Raw genomic sequence first — 22,969 nt, 5'->3', positions numbered from 1 at the left:
GGAATTCCAAATGCGGGATGCGGGACATGCGCCCCGGCCCGCTATTTTGCAGCTGCCTTCTTGGCCGGAGCCTTCTTCTTCGCGGCGGTTTTCTTCTTCGGCGCGGCTTTCTTGCGCTTTTTCTTGGCCGGACCTTTGGCTGCACGGGCGTCGATCAGTTCGATGGCCTGCGCCGCTTCGATATCCTCGGGCTTCACATCCTTGGGTATCGTCGCATTGGTGTTGCCATCGGTGACATAGGGGCCATAGCGGCCCTCCATCACCTTGATCTCACCGCCGCTGGTTGGGTGTTCCCCCAGCGTCTTGATCGGTTCACGCGCAGCACCGCGACCGCCGCCTTTGCGGTTGGCAGCTTCGGCAAGCAGAGTGACAGCCGCGTTCATGCCAGTGTCAAAGACGTCGCGTGTGCCCTGCAATTTGGCGTATTTGCCATCGTGACGCAGGTACGGGCCATAGCGCCCGATGGCTGCCTCGATCTCCTTGCCTGTCTCCGGATGAGCACCAATGATACGCGGCAGGTCGAGCAGCTTGATCGCCCATTCCAGATCGAAATCATCGAGGTCTTTGGGGATCGAAGCGCGCTTCTTCTTCTCCTCAACCTCCATCTCGACATAGGGACCAAAGCGCCCCGACTTGCGGTGAATTTCCGCTCCGGTTTCAGGGTGCGTGCCCATCAGTCCGTCTTGTCCCGCATCCTCCCCATCGGCGCCCGGCTGAGCAAAGCGGCGCGTGTATTTGCACTCGGGATAGTTCTGGCACGCGACAAACGCGCCGAAGCGACCACCGCGCAGAGCCAGCCTGCCACCTTCGCGGCCCTCTTGCTCGCACAGCGGACAGAAACGTGCATCCTTTCCATCTTCACGCTCAGGGAAGAGGTAGTCGGAAAGATACTCGTCGAGCACTTCCGTCACTTCGCTCGGAAGCTTCTCCATCACCTCTTCGGTTTTGGGTTTGAAGTCCTTCCAGAATTTGGCGAGCAGCGTCTTGTAATCCTCGCGCCCGTCGGAGACGACATCGAGCTCGTCTTCCATTCCGGCGGTGAATTTATAGGCTACATAATTCGGGAAGAACCGTTCAAGGAACGCCGTCAGCAGCCGCCCGCTTTCCTCTGCGAAGAAGCGGTTTTTCTCCATCCGAACGTAGTCGCGGTCGCGCAAAGTCTGAATGGTCGAGGCGTAGGTTGAGGGACGACCGATGCCGAGCTCTTCGAGTCGCTTGACCAGTGAAGCTTCGGAAAAACGCGGCGGTGGCTGGGTGAAGTGCTGGTTGGCTTCAACCGTTTTCTTGGCCGGGACATCGCCGTCCTTCATCGCCGGAAGAAGGCCTTCGTCATCATCGTCCGACTTGTCGTCCAAACCTTCCTGATAGATCGCGAAGAAGCCGGGGAATTTGACCACCTGACCTGTCGCGCGCAGCTCGTGCTGGCCAGTTGCATCGCGCAAAGTGACCGTGGTGCGCTCCAGCTGAGCCGCCGCCATTTGTGATGCCATCGCGCGCTTGAATATGAGCGAATAGAGCTTCGCCTCATCGCCCACGCCTGCCTTGTCGCGGCCAAAATTGGTCGGGCGAATGGCTTCGTGCGCTTCCTGAGCATTCTTGGCCTTGGTGCTGTAAAAGCGCGGTTTTTCGGGAAGATATGCGCTGTCATAACGCTGGCCGATCTCGCCGCGAACGGCGGCAATCGCGCTGCCATCCATCTGCACGCCGTCGGTCCGCATATATGTGATCGCGCCCGCTTCATAAAGCGATTGTGCGAGCCGCATTGTGTGACTGGCGGAGAAGCCAAGCTTGCGCGCAGCCTCTTGCTGCATGGTCGAGGTGGTGAATGGCGGTGACGGGTTGCGTTTGAGCGGCTTGGTCTCGATCGCCTCGACCGTGAAGCGTCCGCCTTCAACGGCGGCCTTGGCCTCCTCGGCAATACCCTTTTCGCCCAGCGAGAGCTTCTCAAGCTTCACGCCTTTATACTTCACCAGACGCGCGTCGAACTCGGTGCCGTCCTGCTCCAGCTTCGCGAGGACCGACCAGTATTCGTCAGGAATGAAGGCTTCGATCTCGCGCTCGCGCTCGACGATCAAACGCAGCGCCACCGACTGCACGCGGCCCGCCGATTTCGCACCGGGCAGTTTGCGCCAAAGAACCGGCGAAAGCGTGAAGCCGAACAGATAATCGAGCCCGCGCCGCGCGAGGTATGCGTCAATCAGCGGCTGATCCAGCTCGCGTGGCTTGCCCATGGCCTCGGTCACGGCGGATTTCGTGATCGCGTTGAACGTGACGCGGTCGACTTCCTTCGGCAGCGTCTTACGCTTCTTCAGCAGCTCCTGAACATGCCAACTGATCGCTTCGCCTTCGCGGTCAGGGTCAGTCGCCAGAACCAGCCGATCCGCGCCCTTGGCCGCATCGCTGATTTCTTTGAAACGCTTCTGCTTATCGCGGTACAACTCCCAATCCATCGCAAAGTCTTCGTCTGGCCGAACGCTGCCATCCTTGGGCGGCAGATCGCGGACGTGACCGTACGAGGCGAGAACCTTGAAGTCCTTGCCCAGATATTTCTCGATGGTTTTCGCCTTGGCGGGCGACTCAACAATAACGAGCTGCATGATGGTGTGATTGAAATCCCTACACGTGTACGTACGCGCGAGGGTGGTGTCGGTTCGCGCGAAACGTCAAGTGGGTTTTGCAAACAATCGTTTCAATCGACTTTTGGCTGGCATGGACAAGATGCGCCTGACATAGCCTGCCGCGATGCATCCCGATCTTAACCGCGCCGTCGAACTGGCCGCCACTGGCGAAGGCGATGCGGCGCGCACCATTGTCCAGCGGCTCGCTGATGATGGCGATCCCGATGCGCTCTACACCTTGGGCGACATGCATTGGCGCGGCGCTCTGGTCGAATTGGATTGGACCAAGGGCCTGGATTGCTTCCGCAAGGCCGAGCAGGCGGGCAATGCCGGAGCGGGCCACGCGGTGACCAATCTTATGTCGAGCGGCGTCGGCTGTGAGCGGGATTGGTCCGGAGCATTGGCGCGGCTGAAAATGGAGGCGGAAACAGACGCACGTCGCGCGGCGGCTTTGGCTCTGATCGAGGCGATGGCGCTGGACGATCGGGGTAATCCAGCTCAGCTACTGAACACCGCCCAATTGCTCTCCACACCCGATGTGGTCGAATGTTCGGGGCTGTTCACGCCCGCCGAGTGCAACCACCTGCGCGGCTTGGCCGAACCGTTCTTTGCCCCTTCACTCGTGACTGGTCCCAATCTTGAGCAGATCCCCGATCCCGTCCGCACATCGGATTGCGCGACAATTTTTGACCTGATCGAGGACCCAGCTGTCCATGCGCTCAACCGCCGCCTAGCGGTCGCCAGCGGCAGTGAATATGCGTGCGGCGAACCGCTTCTGATTCTGCGCTACCGCCCGGGTCAGCATTACCTCAACCACCTCGATGCCCTACCCGGCCTGGCAAACCAAAGAGTGAAGACCGCGCTCGTCTATCTCAATGACGCGTTCGAGGGCGGCCAAACCGCTTTCCCCGCCGCCAGCCAATCCTATCGCGGGCAGCCGGGTGACGCGATTGTGTTCCGCAATGTCGGTGACGACGGGCGACCCGATCAGGCATCGATGCATGCGGGGCTACCAGTAATCCAAGGCGAGAAATTCCTCGCCAGCCGCTGGATCAGGGAGCGACCAACATTTGATACGAAGGGGCCGGTGGGGGACTGAGAGGCCTATTCGAACACTTCGACCAATTCATCACTCGTGTTGGCCAAAAGCGAAAAGACAGCCAATCCAACTACGGTGACATACGCGCCGGCAGACGCAATGCAAAAGTTGGCCGCGAGTGATGCTGGTAAACCAATCTCACCAAGATCATTGCTGGCAAAACCGAAAATAGCCGCAGCAATCAGGTAGAAAGATAGGATGGGCAGCACGACAATCGCGATTGGCCAAAAGTGCCCTTCGGTCAGATCCCACGATGAGCCGAAGGCCGCGAACACTCCGTTCGAGCCGGTAAGTGCAGTTCCATAAACTGGCAACCATCGAACAGTTGCGATGAGCCCGGGAATGACAAGCAGAAGTAGTCCGAGAGCTAATCCAATCGTAAGAAGAAAGCTGACGGCGAAGTAAGTCCCGAATCCGGCGATTTGGGCGCCAATTGCCAACCCTCCCTCACGCAAAATTGTCGTGGTGAGGACAAATCCCAACCCGAGCGCAACTATGCTGTAAGCGAGGTCCAAGAGGGTTGTATCTACGAACTGGTCAGCGGTTGCGCCCAATCCAGCTAGGGTGAGAACATAGATCGCCAATGGAGCTGCGCCGACGCTGGCCAACCTCTTACTTTCAACGACCAACTTATCCGTACGGAACGAGACTGCGTCAGTGCTCAACAAGTGCAATGCCCCTTCATTTTCGGCTCACCATCCCGCCAGCATGGCGCTCCAACTCGCCGGTCAATTCCAACTCCAGCAGCGTCATGTGCACCGCCGCTGCGTCCGCGCCTGATTGGCGGATCAATTCGTCAACGGCGATGGGAGCTTTGGTCAGCAGCTTGGCGACGTCCTCGCTCTGGTCGACCTTCGCCTCGCCCCATTGCATCTGGCGGAGTTCCTCATAGTCGAAATCCGTGCCCGCCTCGGCCACGTGAAAGCGTGATCGTGGCGCGCCGGTAAAGCTTTCGAGCAATTCAGCCACGTCTTCGGGTGTCTGCACGAGCACCGCTCCGTCACGGATCAGCTGGTTGCAGCCGAGCGAGCGTGTGTCGAGCGGGGAGCCGGGGATTGCCATAACCTCCCTGCCCGCCTCACCCGCCAGCCGCGCTGTGATGAGCGAGCCGGACTTGGGTGCGGCCTCGACCACCAGTGTACCGCTAGCCAGCCCTGCGATGATGCGGTTGCGCGAAGGGAAGTGCCGGCCGCGAGGTTCGGTGCCGGGAGGCTGCTCGGCGATCAGCAGACCTTCGTTTGCGATCTTCTCCTGCAAATCGGTGTGCTGCGGCGGATAGGCGATGTCGATCCCGCTGGCGATCACGCCAATGGTTCGCGGGAACGCGCCTTCGTGGCACGCACCGTCTATGCCCCGCGCTAGCCCTGACACCACGGTGAAGCCTGCCTGAGCCAGTTCGGTTGCGAAATCACGCGCCAGTTTGACCGCCGCCGCCGATGCGTTGCGTGCGCCGACCATGGCCACGCAAGGTTCACTCGCGAGCGCGAGATTGCCACGGCAGGTTATGATCGGCGGGGCGCTGTCGAGTTCTGCCAGAAGTGCGGGATAGTCCGGCTGGTCATGGAACAGATAACGCGCGCCAGCCTTGCGCACGCCTAGGATTTCCTGCTCGATCCGGTCGGTTGGCGCGGGGCGGTATGGCGTCTTTCCGCGCGAACCGAGGTCGGGCAGCGCCTCTATCGCGGCCTCCGCTGTGCCAAATCGCGCGAGCAATTGGCGATAGGAAACTGGCCCGATATTGGGCGAGCGCAGCAGGCGTATGCGTGCGAAGGCTTCTTCCTGAGAGAGCACCGGCAGCGACCCCTTGCCCTCCATCAGACTGTGGCTCTCGTCATTTCTTGGAGCCCACCTTTGGTTCCTCACCGCGCATCAATCGCCCGATATTCGCGCGGTGCTGGATCAGGACGATCACCGCGATGGCGATCAGCGGATAGATCAGGCTGGGATAGCCGGTCAGATAGGCAATTATTGGTGCGGCGATCACGGTGGTCATCGAAGAAACCGAGCTGATCCGGCTGACCGCAAGCGTGACCGCCCAGATCGCAGCGCACACCAGCATCACCGGCCATGCAAGCGCCCCGAGCACACCCGCGGCAGTCGCAAAGCCTTTGCCGCCCTTGAACTTCAGCCACGGAGTGAAGCAGTGGCCTGCCACTGCCCCTATCGCTGCATAGCCGGGAAGAAGCGCATGGGCCTCAACATCGCCGCAGTCGGGAAGCTGGAAAAGAACTGGTACCAGCAATACCGGCACGACGCCTTTCAAGGCATCGAGCAGCACAGTCGCCGCAGCCAGCCCCTTGTTGCCGGTGCGCAGAACATTGGTCGCACCAATGCTACCAGACCCGATGTTGCGGACATCACCCAGTCCCGCTGCGCGTGTCAGAATCAAACCGAACGGAATCGACCCGGAAACAAACCCCAGCAATGCTGCCCAAATCGGTTCCATTGTGCGTTCAATCCCACCTGTCTGCTTTTCTTTTGACGATGCCTAAGTAATAGACCCGGAAACGACAAGTTCTTGGCGGGCAGAAACAACCATTACCGACGCATCCTCCCCGATCCTGATGTTTGACACCGGCGTAGGCGGGCTGACCGTATACGACGCCGTGCGGAGCGCGCTGCCCGATGCGCCGATCATCTACGCTGCAGATTATGCGGGCATGCCATACGGAATGAAGACCGAGGCAGAGGTCGCCGCGCGCGTCGCCGGATTGCTGGGGCGGATGAGCGAACGGTTCAAACCGCGTCTTGCCTGCATCGCATGCAACACCGCCAGCACCATCGCGCTTGGCATGGTGCGCGAGGTTCTGGAGATCCCGATCGTCGGCACCGTTCCCGCGATCAAGCCCGCCGCCGAGCGCACGCAGACCGGCACGATCGGGTTGATCGGGACCAAAGGCACCATCCGCCAGTCCTACGTCGATGATCTCGAACGCGACTTTGCCGAGGGCAAGACCCTGCTGCGCATTGCTGCGCCCGATTTCGTCGGCGAGGCCGAGGCGAAGCTGCGCGGTATGCGGGTTGATCAGAAGGTTATCAAAGCTGTCTCAGACGATCTCAAAGCCATGAACGGCGGCGACACCATCGACTCGCTGGTGCTCGCATGCACCCACTTCCCGCTGCTCCGCGAGGAATTGGCTCTGGAGTTCGGGGAGGACGTGGCGATGATCGACGGTGCGGAAGGCATCGCGCGTCGCATCGCGCACCTGCTCGATGGGCAGGAATTTGCCGGACAAGATCCCAACCGTTTCGTCGTCGTTGGCGATGCAGCCGTTGCCCAGGGACTTGAGCTAGCCCTCACCCAGCGTGGCCTCGGAACGCCTGAGGCGTTCTGAGTTGCCAAAAACTGCAAACCGCTCGCAAAGATCGCGGTGGCCAAACCGATTACTGAAAACTAGATAACCGCGAAACAATTGGGTCTTTGATGGGTTAGAGACCTTGGGATACAGCAAGAGCGCGCATTTCAGTGAATTACGAGCACATCTTCGATCAGGCGATTGACCGCCTTCATGAAGAAGGACGTTACCGCGTCTTTATCGACATTATGCGCAACAAAGGCGCGTATCCGAACGCGCGCTGTTTCCATGGACATAACGGCCCAAAGCCGATCACTGTGTGGTGCTCCAACGATTACCTTTGCATGGGCCAGCACGAGAAAGTCATCGGCGCGATGGAAGATGCGCTGCACGACGTTGGCGCAGGCTCCGGCGGCACACGCAATATCGGCGGCAACACGCATCTGCATGTCGAATTGGAAAGCGAACTCGCCAACCTTCACGGCAAAGAAGCCGCGCTGACCTTCACCAGCGGCTACGTATCGAACGATGCGACACTTTCGACGCTCGGCAAGCTGCTGCCCGGCTGCGTGATTTTCTCCGATGAGTTGAACCACGCGAGCATGATCGCCGGCATCCGCAATTCAGGCTGCGAAAAGCGCATTTTCCGCCACAACGACATGGCACATCTCGAAGAGCTGCTGGCCGCCGAAGACGCCGAAACGCCCAAGGTCATCGCCTTCGAGAGCGTTTACTCAATGGACGGCGACGTCGCGCCGATCCACGCGATCTGCGACTTGGCCGAGAAATACAACGCGCTCACCTATATCGACGAAGTCCACGCGGTCGGCATGTATGGCGACCATGGCGGCGGTATTTCGGAACGCGACAAAGCCGCGCACCGCATCGACATCATCGAAGGCACTTTGGGCAAGGCATTCGGCGTTATGGGCGGCTATATCGCTGCCGACACGCGGATCATCGACTGCATCCGTTCCTATGCGCCCGGTTTCATCTTCACCACGTCGCTCAGCCCCGTGCTGGTTGCGGGTGTGCTGGCTTCGGTGAAGCATCTCAAAGAATCGAGTGTCGAGCGCAACGCGCAGCAGCAGGCCGCCGCGATGCTCAAGCTGAAGTTCGCCGAAGCGGGACTGCCTGTGATGGACAGCGTCACGCACATCGTACCCCTAATGGTCGGCGATCCGGTGCGCGCGAAGAAGATCAGCGACATCCTGCTTGCCGAGTATGGCGTCTATGTGCAGCCGATCAACTTCCCGACGGTGCCGCGCGGAACCGAGCGGCTGCGCTTCACCCCCGGCCCTCACCACTCCGAAGCGATGATGGACGAGTTGACCGAAGCGCTGGTGGAAATTTGGGACCGGCTTGAGATGAAATTGGCGCAAGCAGCGTAATTCCCCGCTTCATCCCTTGCCCATGTTACATTTGTCGGCTTAGTTCCGCCACGAGTCGAGACAGGGGAGACAGATCTTGCACTTCAATCGTTTGGTGCGCCGCACGGCGACGGCCTTACTTGCTACGAGCGCACTAGGCTTGAGCGCCAATGCCGCGGCTCAGGAACGCCCCATCGCCTTCACCGGCGCGACGATCCTGACGATGGAAGGCGAGACAATCGAGAACGGCACGGTCGTCATAAAAGACGGCAAGATCACAGCGATTGGCGCCAATGTCGCATTGTCAGAAGGGACAACCGTGCGCGATGCGACGGGCAAGGTCATCATGCCCGGTATCGTCGACACCCACTCGCATATCGGCCAGGTGCAAGGCGCCGATCGCAGTGCTCCGATCCAGCCTGATGTACGGGCGATGGATTCGATCAATCCGCGCGACAAAAGCCTCGACAAGGCACGTGCTGGCGGAGTCACTTTTGCCAATGTCATGCCCGGCTCCGGCCACCTGATGAGTGGCCAGACTTTCTACATGAAGCTGCGCAAAGGCGACACGATCGAAGACGTCTCGGTGCGTGGCGCTAACGGCAAGATGCTCGGCGGCATGAAGATGGCCAACGGCACCAATCCGATCCGCAGCACGCCCGGCTTCCCGGGCACGCGGGCGAAATCTGCTGCGCTAGTGCGGCAGACTTTCATCGGCGCACAGCCTTACTGCAAAGGCGACAAGAAGAAGCGCGATCTGGGCAAAGAAGCACTGTGCGAAGTGCTGGCCGGCGAAAGGCTGGTCCACTTCCACACCCACCGCGCCGATGATATTATGACCGTCCTGCGCCTGCAGAAGGAATTCGGCTTCAAGCTGCTTATCCAGCACGGAATGGAGGCAGGCGACATGGCGGCACAGATCGCCGCGGCAGGTGTGCCAGTCTCCCATATTCTGGTCGACAGCCCCGGCGGCAAGCTCGAGGCGCAAAACTCGCGCATCACCTCGGCGGCTGACCTTGAAAAGGCGGGCGTGTTGATGTCGCTGCACTCTGACGATCCGATTGTGGATTCGCGCATGATGCTGCGCCAGGCGGCGTTGGCGGTGCGCGGTGGCATGACCCGCGACGGAGCTTTGCGTGCTCTCACCATCAATGGCGCCAAGCAGGTCGGCCTTGATGGCCGCATGGGCTCGCTGAAGGTTGGCAAGGACGCGGACATGATCGTGCTCGATGGTGATCCACTGTCGATCTACTCCAAGGTGCTCGAGACGTGGGTCGAAGGCAATCTGGTGTTCGACCGCAGCGATCCCGAACAGGCCAAGTTCGCGACGGGAGGCTATGGCACCGCCAGCGATGGCCGTGCAGTCCACCACCACCTTTCATCCGAAGCACACGCGCTGGAGGGCGACCAATGAGCATTCTTTCCAAGTCGCGCCTTGCGCTTGCCGCCCTCGCCTTTTCGGTTGCTCCTGCTGCCCTCGCACAAGACATCGCCGTGCGCGGAGAGACCGTGCACACGATGGCTGGCGACCCGATTTCGGACGGCGTTGTTATCATCGAAGATGGCACAATCACCGCTGTCGGCCCCGCCGCCTCGACTCCGATCCCAGAGGGCATACAGGTGCTCACAGCTCCTGTCGTCACACCCGGTCTGATCGATGGCCACAGCACGGTTGGCCTCGCCGGTTATCTCAATCAGGATGACGATCAGGATCAACTTGAGACCTCTGCTCCCATCCAGCCGCAGCTGCGCGCTATTGATGCTTACAACCCGCGCGAACGGCTCGTCGAATGGGTCCGCGAGTTGGGCGTCACAACGCTTCACACTGGGCATGGACCGGGCGCGCTCGTTTCCGGCCAAACCATTGTCGTGAAAACCACGGGCGACACGGTCGAAGAAGCCGTTATGGTCGAACGCGCGATGATTGCCGCCAATTTCGGCAGCAGCGCCTATGGTCGAAGCGGGGCGGCACCCGGCACCCGCTCGAAACAGATCGCCATGCTGCGCGCAGCACTGGTGAAAGCGCAAAGCGGCGATGCGTCGGACGAAGACGACGAGAATCCCAAGACCCGCAATCTCATTGATGAAGTGATGAAGGACGTGTTGGCCAAGAAGGTGCCGCTGATGGTCACCGCTTGGCGCGAACGCGATATTCTCAACGCCCTGCGGCTGAAGAAAGAGTTCGACATTGATGTCGTCATCGACGGCGCAGCTGAGGCTTATCTGGTTACGGACGAGCTGAAGGCGGCCGGCGTCTCTGTGATCCTCCACCCACCTCGCGCCCGCCAGTTCGGCGATCTGCAAAACGCAAGCTTCGACACAGCGGCCAAGCTGCGCGACGCTGGCGTGCCCTTCACGTTCCAATCGGGCTACGAGGGCTATGTGCCTAAAACCCGTGTCGTGCTGTGGGAGGCTGCAGTTGCAGCGGCCAATGGCCTGGGCATGGAAGCGGCGCTGAAAGCCATCACCATCGATGCGGCTACGGTTATCGGTGTCGCGGATAAAGTCGGTTCGCTCGAAGTGGGCAAGCATGGCGATGTCGCGATGTTTGAAGGCGATCCGTTCGAGACCACCAATCGCACAACGGGCGTGGTGATCGAAGGCGTGGTGGTGAGCAACGCCCCGCGCTGAGTGCTTGATTGTCCCTCATTCTCGCGGCACACTCCCAGGCGGAGAGAGAGGGACTGATGGCCGCCACATTTGATCGCGAGACGCTCGATACGGGCGCGCTCGATATTTACCCGATGACGCCCGCGATTGGCGCGGAGATCTTAAATATCGATCTTGGCGCGGATGACATATCGGCGCGTGTGCCCCAAATCCGAGCGGCGCTGCTCAGATATGGCGTGATCTTCTTCCGCGATCAGGACCTGACGCAGGAACAACACATAGCCTTCGCCCGCCATTTCGGTGAGCTGGAAATCCACCCCGCCACGCCCAAGGATCAGCCCAACCCCGAGGTCCTACGCATTTCTCACGGGCCCAAGAGCCGTGGACAGGAGAACAATTGGCATTCGGACGTCACATGGCGCGAGGAGCCTTCACTCGGCAGCATCCTGCTCGCGCGCGAAGTGCCTGATGTGGGCGGTGACACTCTCTTCGCCAACATGCACCTCGCCTATGAGCGTCTGTCCGAACAGATGAAGCGTTTCTGCGAAGGACTCACGGCAGTGCACGACATCAGCCGCGTGTTCGCCAAGCGGCTCGGTAAGACGCCGGAAGAGCTGCACGAGAAATATCCGCCGATGCGCCATCCGGTGATCCGCACCCACCCCGAAACGGGCGAGCGCGCGATCTACGTCAACACCGGCTTCACCAGCCATATCGAGGGGCTGTCGAAAGACGAGAGCCGCTGGCTGCTCGATCACCTTTACAAGACCGCATGGGATGTTGAGGTGCAGTGCCGCTTCCGCTGGAAGGCTGGCTCGATCGCTTTCTGGGACAACCGCGTGTGTCAGCATTTCGCCGTGTCCGACTATTTCCCCGCCCGCCGAAAGATGGAGCGCGTCACCATCGCGGGCGACCGTCCCTATTTCTAGGCCATTCTTCACTCCCTGAGCAAGGCGTGCCGTAGCGTCCTTTGCGCGCGCGCATTCCTGCGCTAGCACTCGCGCAACACTTCAGGAGAGAGATACGTGTACGGCAATTCAGACCAGAAATATGACGAGGTTGTGCTCGGACGGCGTTCGATCCGGGGCTATCTCGACAAGCCGGTTCCGCAGGAATTGCTGGAAGAAGTGCTCGGCATGGCGATGCGTTCGCCTTCTTCCATGAACACGCAGCCCTATCACTTTCACGTGATCACTGGCGAACCGCTCGATCGTATTCGCGAGGGCAACACCGAGCGTATTCTCGCGGGCGAACCCGACAGTCGCGAATTCCGCAAAGGCCATCCGTTCCAAGGCGTCCACCGCGATCGGCAGGTCGGCTGCGCGATCCAGCTGTTCGAAGCCATGGGGATCGAGCGGGACGACAAGGAGAAACGTCAGGACTGGGTCCTGCGCGGCTTCCGCCAATTCGATGCACCGGTTTGCGTGATCGTGACCTATGACAAGGAGCTTTCAGACGCTGACGACACCGTGTTCGATTGCGGCGCGGTCACGACAGCGCTGGTCAACGCCGCATGGTCTCGCGGGCTCGGCTGCGTCATCAACTCGCAAGGGATCATGCAAAGCCCAGTGGTGCGCGAGCATGCGAACATTCCGGATGATCAGGTCATCATGAAAGCAGTCGCTCTAGGCTGGCCCAATCCGGACTTTCCAGCCAACCCTGTGAAGATCACCCGGCGAAGCGTGGATGAAGCGGCGACGTTTGTGGGATTTGAGTGACTAACGCCACACGATCATTGCAAGCGCGGTCGCAAATCCAAGAAGGCCGGCGACCTCCAACAAGATAATCACACGGGTTTGCCCAATTTCGCGCTCGTCTTTATCCCTGCCAGCTAGTCGCCAGACGAGGTAACTGGCCGATGTGGCAATTGCCGCAATGAATGAGGCAAGGAGCGCAAGCAGATAGATGCCGGTCAAAATCGTCATACCGACACCTTCGACACCGCGCAGATCGGGCAGGTATCTCATCGCCTCAATCAGCGCGGCGAAAACGGCGAGCGAAAATATCGCCAACAGCAACCTAATTCGGGTGTGAGTCACAAGTGAACCGTTTCCTGTCTTTGCCGTTTTGGAGTCTGTCGGTGATCGCCGCGCTCTTGTCCATCATCGGCGCATGTCTGATCACGCCTTTTGTCGTTGAGAGCCAGAACATACCCGGCAATCTGATCCAAACCAAAGCTGAAATCATCGACACATACAGCAGGACAATCTGGGGCTCTGATGATGCTCCCGCAGGGAGCGCAAACTACGCCCAATTGCGCTACTCCACAAAAGAAGGCGCGGCGCAGACAGTTGAATTCAGCGTCACCGATGCGTTCTTCAATGATGCTAAAGTGGGTGACACCGTGGCTGTGTCTTATTCAACTAACAGCCCAGACATTGCTGTATTCGAGGGCAAGGCCGAAGCAATGAGTGCGAACCGATGGCGGTTTTTGCTCACTATCCTTCTATTGCCGCTGGTCCTCTTCGGCCTTTTCGCAGCGCAATCTGCGATCGGCCGGAAACGCGTCTAGCGCAAGCTCACCACATTATCGCTGACAGGCTGCTCGCGTGAGCCGTCGAACAGGCTCATCATCGGCTCATCGTCCACGATCACGCATTCCGCTTCGCCGTAGCCATTAAAGCCGGTTTTCATGGCAGCGCCGTATGCGCCGAGCATGCCAACTTCGATATAGTCGCCGGCCTGAATGTCTCCGGGCAGCGGAAATGGGCCAGCCATGTAGTCCGCATCGTCACAGGTAGGTCCGTAAAAGGCGAAATCGATGTCCGGATCGCGCAGGTTGTCCGCGAGAGCCTGCACTGGGAAGCGCCATTCGACATGGGCGGCATCATACAGTGCACCGTAGGCACCATCGTTGATGTAGAGCTCCTCGCCGCGACGCTTTGTCACTTGCACAATCATACTCGAGTATTCGGCGCACAGCGCACGGCCCGGCTCGCACCACAGCTCTGCGTTGTACGCGACGGGCAGTTCCTCGAAATGGCGCGCGATGATCGCGAAATAGTCTTCGAGCGGTGGCGGCTCCATCCCGGGATAGATGCTGGGGAAGCCTCCGCCCACGTCAATCATGTCGATCACAACCGATGCCTCGGCAATCGCAGCGCGGGTCCGGTCGAGAGCCTGCACGAAGGCAAACGGCGTCATCGCCTGACTGCCGACATGGAAGCACACACCCAGCCAATCACAATGTTGGCGTGCATCCTGAAGCAGTGCAGGCGCATCGGTCAGGTCGCAGCCAAACTTCGCGGCAAGGCTCAGCTGTGCATGCTCGCTGGAAACGCGCAGGCGCACGCATAGGCGAAGATCCTGCGCAGGCTCACCCGTCTCCGGGTCGCTGCAAGCCTCAACAATCTTGGCGAGCTCTTCATGCGTATCGAGGCTGAAAGTCTTCACCCCATGCTCGAAATACGCTTCCTTGATGGTTTTCCGCGTCTTGATCGGGTGCATAAAGCACAGATCGGCTTCGGGCAGCGCGGCGCGCGTCAACCGCACTTCCGCGATCGAAGCGACATCGTAATGCGTCACGCCGCCTTCCCACAGAACCTGAATCAGGTCCGGCGAAGGATTGGCCTTCACAGCATAGAGCACCTTGCCCGGAAACTTCTCTGTGAAGAAGCGGGCGGCGCGCCGTGCGGCATGCGGGCGATTGAGGATTACGGGTTCGTCCGGCTCGAGAGCGCGGACTACAGCCTTGGCATCTGGATAGGTGTGCAACTCAAGGGACCCCCTAAAACGGTTCGTAAACCGGAGCGTTTCAACAGGGCTGCCTTGCGGTAAATGTCCCTTGGGGCAGCAATGGCGCGCATATAAAACCTATGCGCGCCGTCGCAAGAAAAATCGTATTTCGGGCGTTTGGTTCCCGCCCATTATCCTCAGAGTTTAAAACGAAACGTTCGGAACCTGATCGACGGTGCCCTTTTCGCTGTCGTCGAGGCGATTGAAGTCAGCCTCTTTGAAGCCGAGGAAGCCAGCGAACATCACGGCAGGAAACGCTTCGCGCGCGGTGTTGAAGCGGGCAACGGCCGCGTTCAGCGCGCGGCGCGCGGCGGCAAGTTTGTCTTCGGTGTCAGACAGCTCGCTCTGCAGCTCACGGAAATTCGCATCAGCTTTTAACTCGGGATAATCCTCACCCAGAGCCAGAAGATTATCGAGCGCGATTTTCAAACCCTGCTCGTCACCCGATGATGGGTTGCCACTGGCCGCAACACTGCGCGCTTTGACCACCGCTTCCAGCGTCTCACTCTCGTGCGAAGCATAGCCTTTGACTGTGTTCACAAGGTTCGGGATGAGATCATGGCGGAAGCGCAGCTGCGCATCGATATCGGCCACACCCTGACGCACATTCTGGCGCAGACCGACCAGATTGTTGTAGATTCCGATAACCAGAAAGATCGTACCAACCGTGATAACCACGATCGCCGACGTCCAAAACCAACCGAAAATCTCAATCATTGTGTCCACCCCTCCTTTACGGGTCGGCAGTATAGTAGCATCAAGAGGTTAAGGGAAAGCAGCACTGAAGCGGGAATGGGGATAGTATGCGCGCCGATGTTCAGGGATTGATGGGCGGAGAGCTGGGCAATTGGCTGTCAGAACAGACGGCCATGCGCGAAGAAGCCTTGGAAACCGCGAAAAAGCGTTGGACCTGGGGTTCGGCCATCCTGCTGCCAATCCTCGCCTTGTTATGGTTTGGTCCGGATTGGGGCTTTGTCATGAAAGCCGTCATTTCGGTGATCGGCGGTGTTGTGGTCTATTCAATCGGCCAGCATCCGATCTCTGAGGCCAAGAAGCAGATTAAAGTCGGTATCAACACGGCGATCGCGAACAATCTCGGCATTTCTTACAGCCATGATGCAGAACCGGGCGCAGAGTTTGAAGCGGCCGATATCTATGGCCTTGTCCCCGACTATGACCGCGCTGAATTTGAGGACCGTTGGTACGGTGAGCTGCAAGGCCACCGCTTCAACCTGTACGAAGCGCATCTGGAGGAAAAGCAGCGCAGCGGCGATAATGAGCGTTGGGAAACCGTGTTTCGCGGCGCGATCATCGACATGAGCTTCGGCCGCAATTTCCACTCAACCACCCTGTTGCAGCGCAAAGGCACGCACAAAAAGTGGTTCGGCCTCGGCGGTCGCAAGGACAAGGTGAAGTTCAAAGGACACCGGCTCGATTACGTCGATCAGGTGCACCCGGAATTTGATGCGGTGTTCGAGATGTACACCGACGATCAGGTCGAGGCGCGCGTCCTCGCCCACCCCTCTTATGTCGAGCACCTTTTGAACGTTGAACGGGTCTTTGACGGAAAGGCCGTGCGCGCACTGTTCCACAAGGGTGAGGTCATTCTGGCCGTCGAAAGCGGCAATCTGTTTGAAAGCGGCTCCATCGATGCCGGAGACGACGCGCGGTTGGTGGAGAAGACATCAGAACAATTCGGTGCGCTCGCAAACCTGGCCATTGCGATCAACCAGAATGAGCGCGGGCGTGCAGGCGGACTTGCCGGGCCCAGCGATGCCCGCAATCTAAGCGGCACGCCGACGCCGAGCACCGCGATGCATTCTGGACGCGGCGGCGGGTTCGGTCGCAAAGGTCTGTAACCCGCTATGGTTGCAATTCCGGACACGCAAAGCCTGCTCAACGGGCCTCTGGGCGAGTTTTTGGAGGGACAGCACGCGCAGAGGGCACAGGCTAAGGCGGCGGCATCAAAGCGATTGTGGCTTTCGGCGCTGATTGCTGGTCCACTGATGCTGGCGGCTGTTATCTTCGTGCCTGTCGATTTCATGCTGAAAGTCTGGGGCTGCGGTTTCCTGTGCGTTGGTATCTGGGCGTGGTCGCGCGGGCCGATCAACAAGGCCAAGAAGACGGTCAAAGTCGGCATCAACGAAGGCATCGCCGAGGCGCTGGGCCTGCAATACAGTCATGATGGCGAGAGCGGACGCGAGTTCGAGCTGGCCAAGCGGTTCGATCTGGTGCCGCATCACCAACGCTCGCATCTGGAAGACTTCTGGAGCGGCGATCTGGAAGGCCACGACTTCCTGCTGCACGAGGCCAAGCTGCGCAAACGCAAAGGTTCGGGCAAGAACCGCCGCTGGGTCACCGTTTTCCAAGGCGCGATCATTCGCATCGCTTCCGGTCGCAAGTTCCACGGCACAACGCTCGTGAAGCGTGCGGGAAAGCATGACAGTTGGCTGGGCTTTGGCGCACGCAAGAACAGCGTCAACTTTGATGGCCACCGGCTCGATGCGGTGGATATGGTGCACCCAGATTTCGACGATCGCTTCGAGGTATGGAGCGATGATCAGGTCGAGGCGCGCTACCTCGTCGATCCGCTCTATGTCGAACGGCTGCTGGCGATGGAGAATGCCTTTCGCGGCAACGGGATTTGCTCGCTGTTTGTCGAAGGCGATATCATCGTAGCGGTGCGCGGGGGCAATATGTTCGAAAGCGGCAACATCAACCCCGAACGCGACCGCGCGATGATCGAACGCACGGCAGACCAACTCGCATCCATGGGTGCACTGGCCAAGCAAGTGCAGAAAGATCTGGGCTTCGAGGAATAGTCCTCAGCTCAACCGGTCGCGGAAATCCTCATACTCGAACCGTTTGACGCATTCGAGCGCGTCTGTGTCGCTGTTCCACAGCCAGATGCTGGGCAATTGCACACCGTTGAAGGTGTTGGTCTTCACCATCGAATAATGCGCTTGGTCGAGGAACGCGAAGCGCGCGCCGGCCTCTGCGGGGACCGGCAAGCGATAATCGCCGATCACATCGCCCGCGAGGCAGGACGGCCCGCCAAGCCGGATGGGAATGCTGTCATCCTGCAATTCGCCGAGCATGGCGGGGCGGTAAGGCGCTTCAAGCACGTCGGGCATATGGCAGGTCGCGCTGATATCGGTGACGCCGATGGGCACCTCATTGAACAGCGTATCGAGCAGCGTGCCGACCAGAATGCCTGCATCCAGAGCGACCGCTTCACCCGGTTCTAGGATGATTTCCGCACCGGTATCCTCGGCTGCGTCTTTGAGGAATTCGACCAGTTCACCGCGCTCATAATCCGCACGGGTGATGTGGTGCCCGCCGCCCATATTGATCCATTTGAGCTGCCCGAAATACGGCTCAATCGCATCAAACACGCGGTCCCATGTCTGGCGCAGCGGCTCGAAAGTCTGCTCGCACAGATTGTGGAAGTGAATGCCCTCGACGCCTTCCATATGCTCGTCAGTCAGCTGATCGAGCGGGAAGCCGAGGCGCGAACCGGGCGCGGAAGGATCGTACTTCGCCACCTCACCCGTCGCGACCATCGGGTTGATCCGTAGGCCAACGCTGACATCGCCACCGGTGGTCGCCGCATGGTCTAGGATCAACGCCGCCCGCTTCATCTGCGTAGGCGTGTTGAAGATCACATGGTCGGAAAGGCGGCAAACCTCCTCCAGATCGTCAGGCTTATAGGCCGAAGAATAGGTTGCGATTTCGCCGTCATAGAACTCGGACGCCAGCCGCGCTTCCCACAGCCCGCTTGTCGAAACGCCATCAAGATATTCGCCAATGATGGGCGCGGTCGACCACATCGAGAACGCTTTGAGCGCAGCAAAGACTTTGCACCCTGCCTCATTGCGTATGTCGGCCAAGACCTGACAATTCGAACGAATCTTCGCGGCATCAACCACGAATGCAGGGCTCTCGACACGAGAGAGGTCAAAATGGGCAAAAGCGCCCGGATCGCCGGCTTTGGTTTCCATCGTTTCGGACTTAAGCGCTACTGCGAAAGGCGCAAGATCAGGTTTTTACGCTCATTCGCAAACTCGCACTCTTTTCATACGAGTTCTAGTGACTGGGACGGTCACCCAGTTTTCGTAAACATCGAAAGCGTGTGCACAGCGCGGCCCGTAATATGTCATCTGGCAATGCTGGCATCGTCCGCGATAGGGCCGATTGACGCGCTGATTCACCGTGTAGGTTTCAGGCACATCACGATAGCGGCATCTTGGAACGCGTCGCTCATTGCGTGAAGCAAGACCAGCGCAGCGCATCACGTTCTCGGCCCGCTCTACACCCGATGGGTAACCACCGTCGGTATAGTGTCCTTTTCGGGCGTGATCCAAGACAGCACGCCTAAGATCGAGACCTTGGCCGAGCGACGCCAATTTTTTAGCCGCCCAGCAGTCAGCTTCAAGCTCCTGTTGCCGAGTGCCCCAGGCGGAAAACCTTTCACCAGAACGGACGGTCACATGCCCCAGCCGGTGATGCGCACATTCATGAGCCACGACGAACATGCGCGATGCCGTCCAGTTTCGGGCGACACCCGGATCGACAGCAATAACCGGGCCGTAACGGTCGCGTGTAGCAATCGCACCTCTGCCCGTATTTGCAACGTACGTACGAATTCCACAAAAACTATCAAATCCGACAAACATAGCCTGCGGGGTTGCTTGCTGAGGATAAGCAAACAGGCCTGCAAAGAAAACTATCGGTATAATCAAAGACTGAATAATGCGCATCTGACACCCCTATCCTGACTTCCGGATTGCTTTTATCAGAATTCAGGACATCTTGGAATGATCAAAACTCTACAGGCCCAGCCAGCTCCTTCACCTGCCATGGCAGGCCGTGTTCATTGAGCATGTCCATAAAAGGATCGGGGTCCATCTCTTCCATGTTGAAAACGCCGTCTCCCGACCAATTGCCGGTCACCATCATTGCAGAGCCGATCATCGCGGGTACACCAGTGGTGTACGAGACCGCCTGATTGCCGGTTTCCTCATACGCGGCCTCATGCGAGCAGATGTTGTTGATGTAGAACGTCTTCTCGCCTGACCCGTCCAGCGCCTCGCCGGTCGCGATCACACCGATATTGGTGTTGCCCTTGGTCGTCTCACCCAGCGTTTCCGGCTTGGGCAACACAGCGGCCAGGAATTGCAGCGGGATGATTTCCTTGCCCTGATATTTGATCGGTTCAATTCCGGTCATGCCGACATTCTGCAGCACGGTGAGGTGTTTGATGTATTCATCACCAAAGGTCATCCAGAAGCGCGCGCGCTCGATTTCGGGGTTGAACTTGGCGAGGCTTTCCAGCTCCTCGTGATACATCATGTACATGTTCTTCGGCCCGACCGCTTCGAAGTCGAATTCGGTCGAAACCTGCATTGCCGGTGTCTCCACCCACTCGCCATTTTCCCAATGGCGAGCAGGCGCGGTCACTTCGCGGATGTTAATCTCGGGGTTGAAGTTGGTCGCAAACGCCTGACCATGATCGCCGCCATTGCAGTCCAGAATGTCGAGCTGGCGGATGGTTTTGAGCTTATGCTTCTTCAGCCACATGGTGAAAACGCTGGTGACCCCCGGATCAAAGCCAGAGCCGAGCAGCGCCATCAGGCCCGCTTCCTTGAACCGGTCATGATAAGCCCACTGCCACGAATATTCGAACCTGGCTTCGTCCTTCGGCTCGTAATTGGCGGTGTCGAGGTAGTGCACGCCTGCTTCCAGACACGCATCCATGATCGGCAGGTCTTGGTAAGGCAGTGCAAGATTGACGACTAGGCTGGGCTGAACCGTGCGGATCAACTTGACCATCGCGGGCACTTCTTCGGCGTCGATTTCGTATGTGGGCACGTCCACCCCGGCGCGCTCTTTCACGCTCGCGGCGATGGCATCGCATTTTGATTTGGTCCGGCTCGCCAGATGGATGCTGGTGAAGATATCCGCATTGAACGCCATTTTGTGGACGCAGACGCTGCTGACGCCCCCTGCCCCGATCACAAGAACTGTCGACATATGAGTAAGCCTTTCGAATTCGATTCTTGTGCGCGCATTAGGGCAATGTTCGAGCGCGCTCAAACGATCCTGCATTTCCTACTGCACGCACGCTGGCTAAGTCCGCGCCATGTCTGCTCTGCACCCTTCTCTCCCCGCTTTTCGACTCCCTGTGCCCAAGGGCAGGTTTTCTTTCCCAAGACACTGTGTCACCTGTTTCAGGCGTTCTCCAAGCGCGACGAATTGAGTGGGTAACAAGCGATATGACTGACACCAGACTGCCGACTCAAGACGGGATAGCCGACGCTCTCCAAAGCTTGAAAGCGATCCCCCTGGCCCACACTCCGCTCCTTCCGGTCGAAATCAGCGGTGTTCGCGTCCATGTCAAGGCGGAGAACCTGCAACCGATCGGCGCCTTCAAGATCAGAGGTGCGTGGTGGCGGCTCAACAACCTCGACGGTGATCATGCGGTGGCGGTCTCGAGCGGCAACCATGCGCAAGGCGTAGCGTTCGCGGCCAAGCGGCTGGGTCTGAAAGCGACCATTGTGATGCCGCATGATGCGCCCACCGTGAAGCTGGAGAATACCAAGGCGCTGGGCGCGGATGTGGTGCTCTATCAACGCCCGCAGGAAGACCGCGACGAAGTGGCGGCAGGCATCATCGCAGAACGTGGCGGCGTGCTGGTTCATGCGTTCGGCGATCCTTGGGTGATAGAGGGGCAAGGGACTTCGGGCCTCGAGATCACCGAGCAACTTGGCCGAGAGCCCTCGCGCATCATCGTGTGCTGTGGCGGTGGTGGCTTGGCTGCGGGACTTGGCATTGCGTGTCCGAATGCGGCGATCAATGTGGTCGAACCAGAAGGTTGGGACATGGTGGGCAAGGCGATAGCAGCGGGCGAGCTGGTCAGTGCGGTTTCCGATGCCCCCAAAACGATCTGCGACGCGCTACAGCCAACCGCCACCAAGCAGCTCAACCTCGATCTGCTCGCGGGCCGTGCCGAACCGGGGGTGACAGTCAGTGATGACGAAATCCGCGATGCGCAACGCTTTGCCTTCAATCGGTTGCGGCTTGTGGTTGAACCGGGCGGCGCAGCAGCCTTGGCGGCGACGCTCGCAGGCAAGGTGCCTCTGGACGAAGGCACTGTCATCATGCTGACCGGTGGCAACGCCGATCCTGCGGCCTTCGCCCGGACGATTGCTGGTGGGTAGGTTGCAATTGACAATGGTGTTACCCTTTCGCAGGGTCCGCCGACAACTGAGAGGGGATCACTGACATGCAAGCGCAAATGCTCGCACCCGCCGCCGTTCTGGTGGTTTGGACCATCATCGTGCTGTTCTGGATCGTGCCGGTGCGCTTTGGCGCTATCGCCAAGGTAGAAGACAAGTCGGTATTTACCGGCAAGAATGGCGGACGCGGACAGGACCTTGAAGGCAAAATCCCCGACAAGGCCAACTGGCCCGCGCACAACCACACCCACCTGCATGAACAGCCGACACTCTTCTATGCCATCGTCGTGATCATCGCGATTGCTGGACCGGGCAGCTGGGATGTGATGCTGGCTTGGACCTATGTCGGACTGCGGATCGTCCACTCGCTGTGGCAAATTCTGGTCAACAAGCTGCCGGTTCGCTTCGCGCTGTTCCTGCTGTCAACCATTGCACTGACCGCGCTCGCCATTCGCGCCGTGATCGTGACGGTCTTCGCCGATCCCAGCGCACTCCCGCAATAATCAAACCTTAGGGTCGCAAAAGAGAGCACATCACTCATGGGTATGGATATTCTACAACCGGCTATCGCGCTGATGATCTGGACGATGATCATGTGGGCGTGGATGTATGCAACGCGTATTCCGGCGATGCAGAAGGCAAAGATCGACGGCTTGGGCCTTGTCGGTTCGACCCCTTCGAGCCTGCGTGAACAGCTGCCCGAGAAGGTCAGTTGGAAAGCCGACAACTACAACCACCTTCATGAAGCGCCGACGCTGTTTTACGCGGTCGCTATCATCCTCGCTTTCCTTGGCGCGGGCGACGGAATGAATGCGTTTCTGGCGTGGATCTATACCGGCCTGCGCGTGGCACACAGTCTGGTGCAAGCGACCGCAAACCGTGTGATCGTGCGCTTTGTCTTGTTTGCCCTCTCGAGCGTCGTGCTGATCGCACTGATCGTGAAAGCTGCGATGCTCGTGTTCGGCGCTGGCGGTTACGAAGCGCCTGCAGAGATCGTCTGATT

23 protein-coding genes are annotated in these 22,969 nt (G+C 59.2%); 13 read left to right on the top strand and 10 right to left on the bottom strand.

From position 1 onward, the window contains the following. Nucleotides 1-41 precede the first annotated feature (41 nt). Nucleotides 42-2,597: a type I DNA topoisomerase gene (gene topA, locus AC0V6K_RS12720; RefSeq protein ID WP_472622797.1), complete on the bottom strand. Its 2,556-nt coding sequence runs from the start codon at nucleotides 2,595-2,597 to the stop codon at nucleotides 42-44. 145 nt (nucleotides 2,598-2,742) lie between these two features. Here topA and AC0V6K_RS12715 point away from each other — a divergent pair, with 145 nt between their 5' ends. Further along, nucleotides 2,743-3,717: a 2OG-Fe(II) oxygenase gene (locus tag AC0V6K_RS12715; RefSeq protein WP_472622795.1), complete on the top strand. Its 975-nt coding sequence runs from the start codon at nucleotides 2,743-2,745 to the stop codon at nucleotides 3,715-3,717. A 5-nt stretch (nucleotides 3,718-3,722) separates the two neighbouring features. Here AC0V6K_RS12715 and AC0V6K_RS12710 read toward each other — a convergent pair whose 3' ends face one another. From AC0V6K_RS12710 to plsY, 3 genes are read right to left on the bottom strand one after another with little or no spacing between them, the layout of a single operon-like run. Further along, the gene (locus AC0V6K_RS12710) at nucleotides 3,723-4,382 is read right to left on the bottom strand and encodes a hypothetical protein (protein ID WP_472622793.1); all 660 of its coding nucleotides are present in this window, start codon (nucleotides 4,380-4,382) and stop codon (nucleotides 3,723-3,725) included. Between the two features lie 16 nt (nucleotides 4,383-4,398). Beyond that, a complete protein-coding gene (gene dprA, locus AC0V6K_RS12705; RefSeq protein WP_472622791.1) occupies nucleotides 4,399-5,532 on the bottom strand; it encodes a DNA-processing protein DprA in 1,134 nt (377 codons plus the stop codon). A 16-nt stretch (nucleotides 5,533-5,548) separates the two neighbouring features. Further along, nucleotides 5,549-6,163: a glycerol-3-phosphate 1-O-acyltransferase PlsY gene (gene plsY, locus AC0V6K_RS12700; protein WP_472622789.1), complete on the bottom strand. Its 615-nt coding sequence runs from the start codon at nucleotides 6,161-6,163 to the stop codon at nucleotides 5,549-5,551. A gap of 118 nt (nucleotides 6,164-6,281) precedes the next feature. On the opposite strand from plsY, the gene murI reads away from it, so the two are divergent. The 6 genes from murI (at nucleotide 6,282) to AC0V6K_RS12670 (ending at nucleotide 12,711) form a co-directional block, all read left to right on the top strand. Then, entirely contained in the window at nucleotides 6,282-7,052 is a 771-nt protein-coding gene (gene murI / locus AC0V6K_RS12695) for a glutamate racemase (protein WP_472622787.1), read from the top strand. Between the two features lie 131 nt (nucleotides 7,053-7,183). Next, entirely contained in the window at nucleotides 7,184-8,404 is a 1,221-nt protein-coding gene (gene hemA, locus AC0V6K_RS12690) for a 5-aminolevulinate synthase (RefSeq protein ID WP_472622785.1), read from the top strand. Between the two features lie 139 nt (nucleotides 8,405-8,543). After that, nucleotides 8,544-9,797 (top strand): amidohydrolase family protein, encoded by a 1,254-nt coding sequence (locus AC0V6K_RS12685; RefSeq protein ID WP_472622783.1) that lies wholly within the window; start codon nucleotides 8,544-8,546, stop codon nucleotides 9,795-9,797. Then, nucleotides 9,794-11,014: an amidohydrolase family protein gene (locus AC0V6K_RS12680; protein WP_472622781.1), complete on the top strand. Its 1,221-nt coding sequence runs from the start codon at nucleotides 9,794-9,796 to the stop codon at nucleotides 11,012-11,014. Before AC0V6K_RS12685 ends, AC0V6K_RS12680 begins: the two co-directional genes overlap by 4 nt. A gap of 56 nt (nucleotides 11,015-11,070) precedes the next feature. Next, a complete protein-coding gene (locus AC0V6K_RS12675) occupies nucleotides 11,071-11,922 on the top strand; it encodes a TauD/TfdA dioxygenase family protein (RefSeq protein ID WP_472622779.1) in 852 nt (283 codons plus the stop codon). Nucleotides 11,923-12,018: 96 nt separating this feature from the next. Continuing rightward, entirely contained in the window at nucleotides 12,019-12,711 is a 693-nt protein-coding gene (locus AC0V6K_RS12670) for a nitroreductase (protein WP_472622777.1), read from the top strand. On the opposite strand, the gene AC0V6K_RS12665 is transcribed toward AC0V6K_RS12670, so the two are convergent. After that, nucleotides 12,712-13,005, bottom strand: coding sequence for a hypothetical protein (locus AC0V6K_RS12665; RefSeq protein ID WP_472622775.1), 294 nt, complete (start codon nucleotides 13,003-13,005; stop codon nucleotides 12,712-12,714). It abuts the gene before it with no gap. 29 nt (nucleotides 13,006-13,034) lie between these two features. Here AC0V6K_RS12665 and AC0V6K_RS12660 point away from each other — a divergent pair, with 29 nt between their 5' ends. Further along, nucleotides 13,035-13,505: a DUF3592 domain-containing protein gene (locus AC0V6K_RS12660; RefSeq protein WP_486172657.1), complete on the top strand. Its 471-nt coding sequence runs from the start codon at nucleotides 13,035-13,037 to the stop codon at nucleotides 13,503-13,505. Here AC0V6K_RS12660 and AC0V6K_RS12655 read toward each other — a convergent pair. Continuing rightward, complete coding sequence (locus AC0V6K_RS12655; RefSeq protein WP_472622771.1) at nucleotides 13,502-14,707, bottom strand: type III PLP-dependent enzyme; 1,206 nt, start codon at nucleotides 14,705-14,707, stop codon at nucleotides 13,502-13,504. The two genes, AC0V6K_RS12660 and AC0V6K_RS12655, sit on opposite strands and share 4 nt — an antisense overlap. Before the next feature lie 165 nt (nucleotides 14,708-14,872). Then, nucleotides 14,873-15,445 carry a LemA family protein gene (locus tag AC0V6K_RS12650; protein ID WP_472622769.1) on the bottom strand — a complete coding sequence of 191 codons (573 nt, stop codon included), beginning with the start codon at nucleotides 15,443-15,445 and terminating at the stop codon, nucleotides 14,873-14,875. 86 nt (nucleotides 15,446-15,531) lie between these two features. Here AC0V6K_RS12650 and AC0V6K_RS12645 point away from each other — a divergent pair, with 86 nt between their 5' ends. Together AC0V6K_RS12645 and AC0V6K_RS12640 are read left to right on the top strand one after the other, a co-directional pair. After that, nucleotides 15,532-16,587, top strand: coding sequence for a DUF3137 domain-containing protein (locus AC0V6K_RS12645; protein ID WP_472622767.1), 1,056 nt, complete (start codon nucleotides 15,532-15,534; stop codon nucleotides 16,585-16,587). 6 nt (nucleotides 16,588-16,593) lie between these two features. Further along, nucleotides 16,594-17,550, top strand: a complete 957-nt coding sequence (locus AC0V6K_RS12640) for a DUF3137 domain-containing protein (protein ID WP_472622765.1) — start codon at nucleotides 16,594-16,596, stop codon at nucleotides 17,548-17,550. Between the two features lie 3 nt (nucleotides 17,551-17,553). Here the strand turns inward: AC0V6K_RS12640 and AC0V6K_RS12635 are convergent, their stop codons facing one another. From AC0V6K_RS12635 to AC0V6K_RS12625, 3 genes are all read right to left on the bottom strand, one after another. Continuing rightward, the gene (locus tag AC0V6K_RS12635) at nucleotides 17,554-18,729 is read right to left on the bottom strand and encodes a carboxynorspermidine decarboxylase (protein ID WP_472622763.1); all 1,176 of its coding nucleotides are present in this window, start codon (nucleotides 18,727-18,729) and stop codon (nucleotides 17,554-17,556) included. A 51-nt stretch (nucleotides 18,730-18,780) separates the two neighbouring features. Then, nucleotides 18,781-19,488, bottom strand: coding sequence for a M48 family metalloprotease (locus tag AC0V6K_RS12630; RefSeq protein WP_472622761.1), 708 nt, complete (start codon nucleotides 19,486-19,488; stop codon nucleotides 18,781-18,783). A gap of 61 nt (nucleotides 19,489-19,549) precedes the next feature. Then, complete coding sequence (locus AC0V6K_RS12625) at nucleotides 19,550-20,761, bottom strand: saccharopine dehydrogenase family protein (protein WP_472622759.1); 1,212 nt, start codon at nucleotides 20,759-20,761, stop codon at nucleotides 19,550-19,552. Between the two features lie 242 nt (nucleotides 20,762-21,003). On the opposite strand from AC0V6K_RS12625, the gene AC0V6K_RS12620 reads away from it, so the two are divergent. The 3 genes from AC0V6K_RS12620 (at nucleotide 21,004) to AC0V6K_RS12610 (ending at nucleotide 22,967) form a co-directional block, all read left to right on the top strand. After that, nucleotides 21,004-21,948, top strand: coding sequence for a threonine ammonia-lyase (locus AC0V6K_RS12620; RefSeq protein WP_472622757.1), 945 nt, complete (start codon nucleotides 21,004-21,006; stop codon nucleotides 21,946-21,948). 65 nt (nucleotides 21,949-22,013) lie between these two features. Beyond that, nucleotides 22,014-22,469 carry an MAPEG family protein gene (locus tag AC0V6K_RS12615; RefSeq protein WP_472622755.1) on the top strand — a complete coding sequence of 152 codons (456 nt, stop codon included), beginning with the start codon at nucleotides 22,014-22,016 and terminating at the stop codon, nucleotides 22,467-22,469. 42 nt (nucleotides 22,470-22,511) lie between these two features. Beyond that, nucleotides 22,512-22,967, top strand: coding sequence for an MAPEG family protein (locus AC0V6K_RS12610; RefSeq protein WP_472626147.1), 456 nt, complete (start codon nucleotides 22,512-22,514; stop codon nucleotides 22,965-22,967). Nucleotides 22,968-22,969 lie beyond the last annotated feature (2 nt).

The organism is Erythrobacter sp. S43, assembly GCF_057364955.1.
This window is presented reverse-complemented; position numbering and strand designations above follow the sequence as displayed.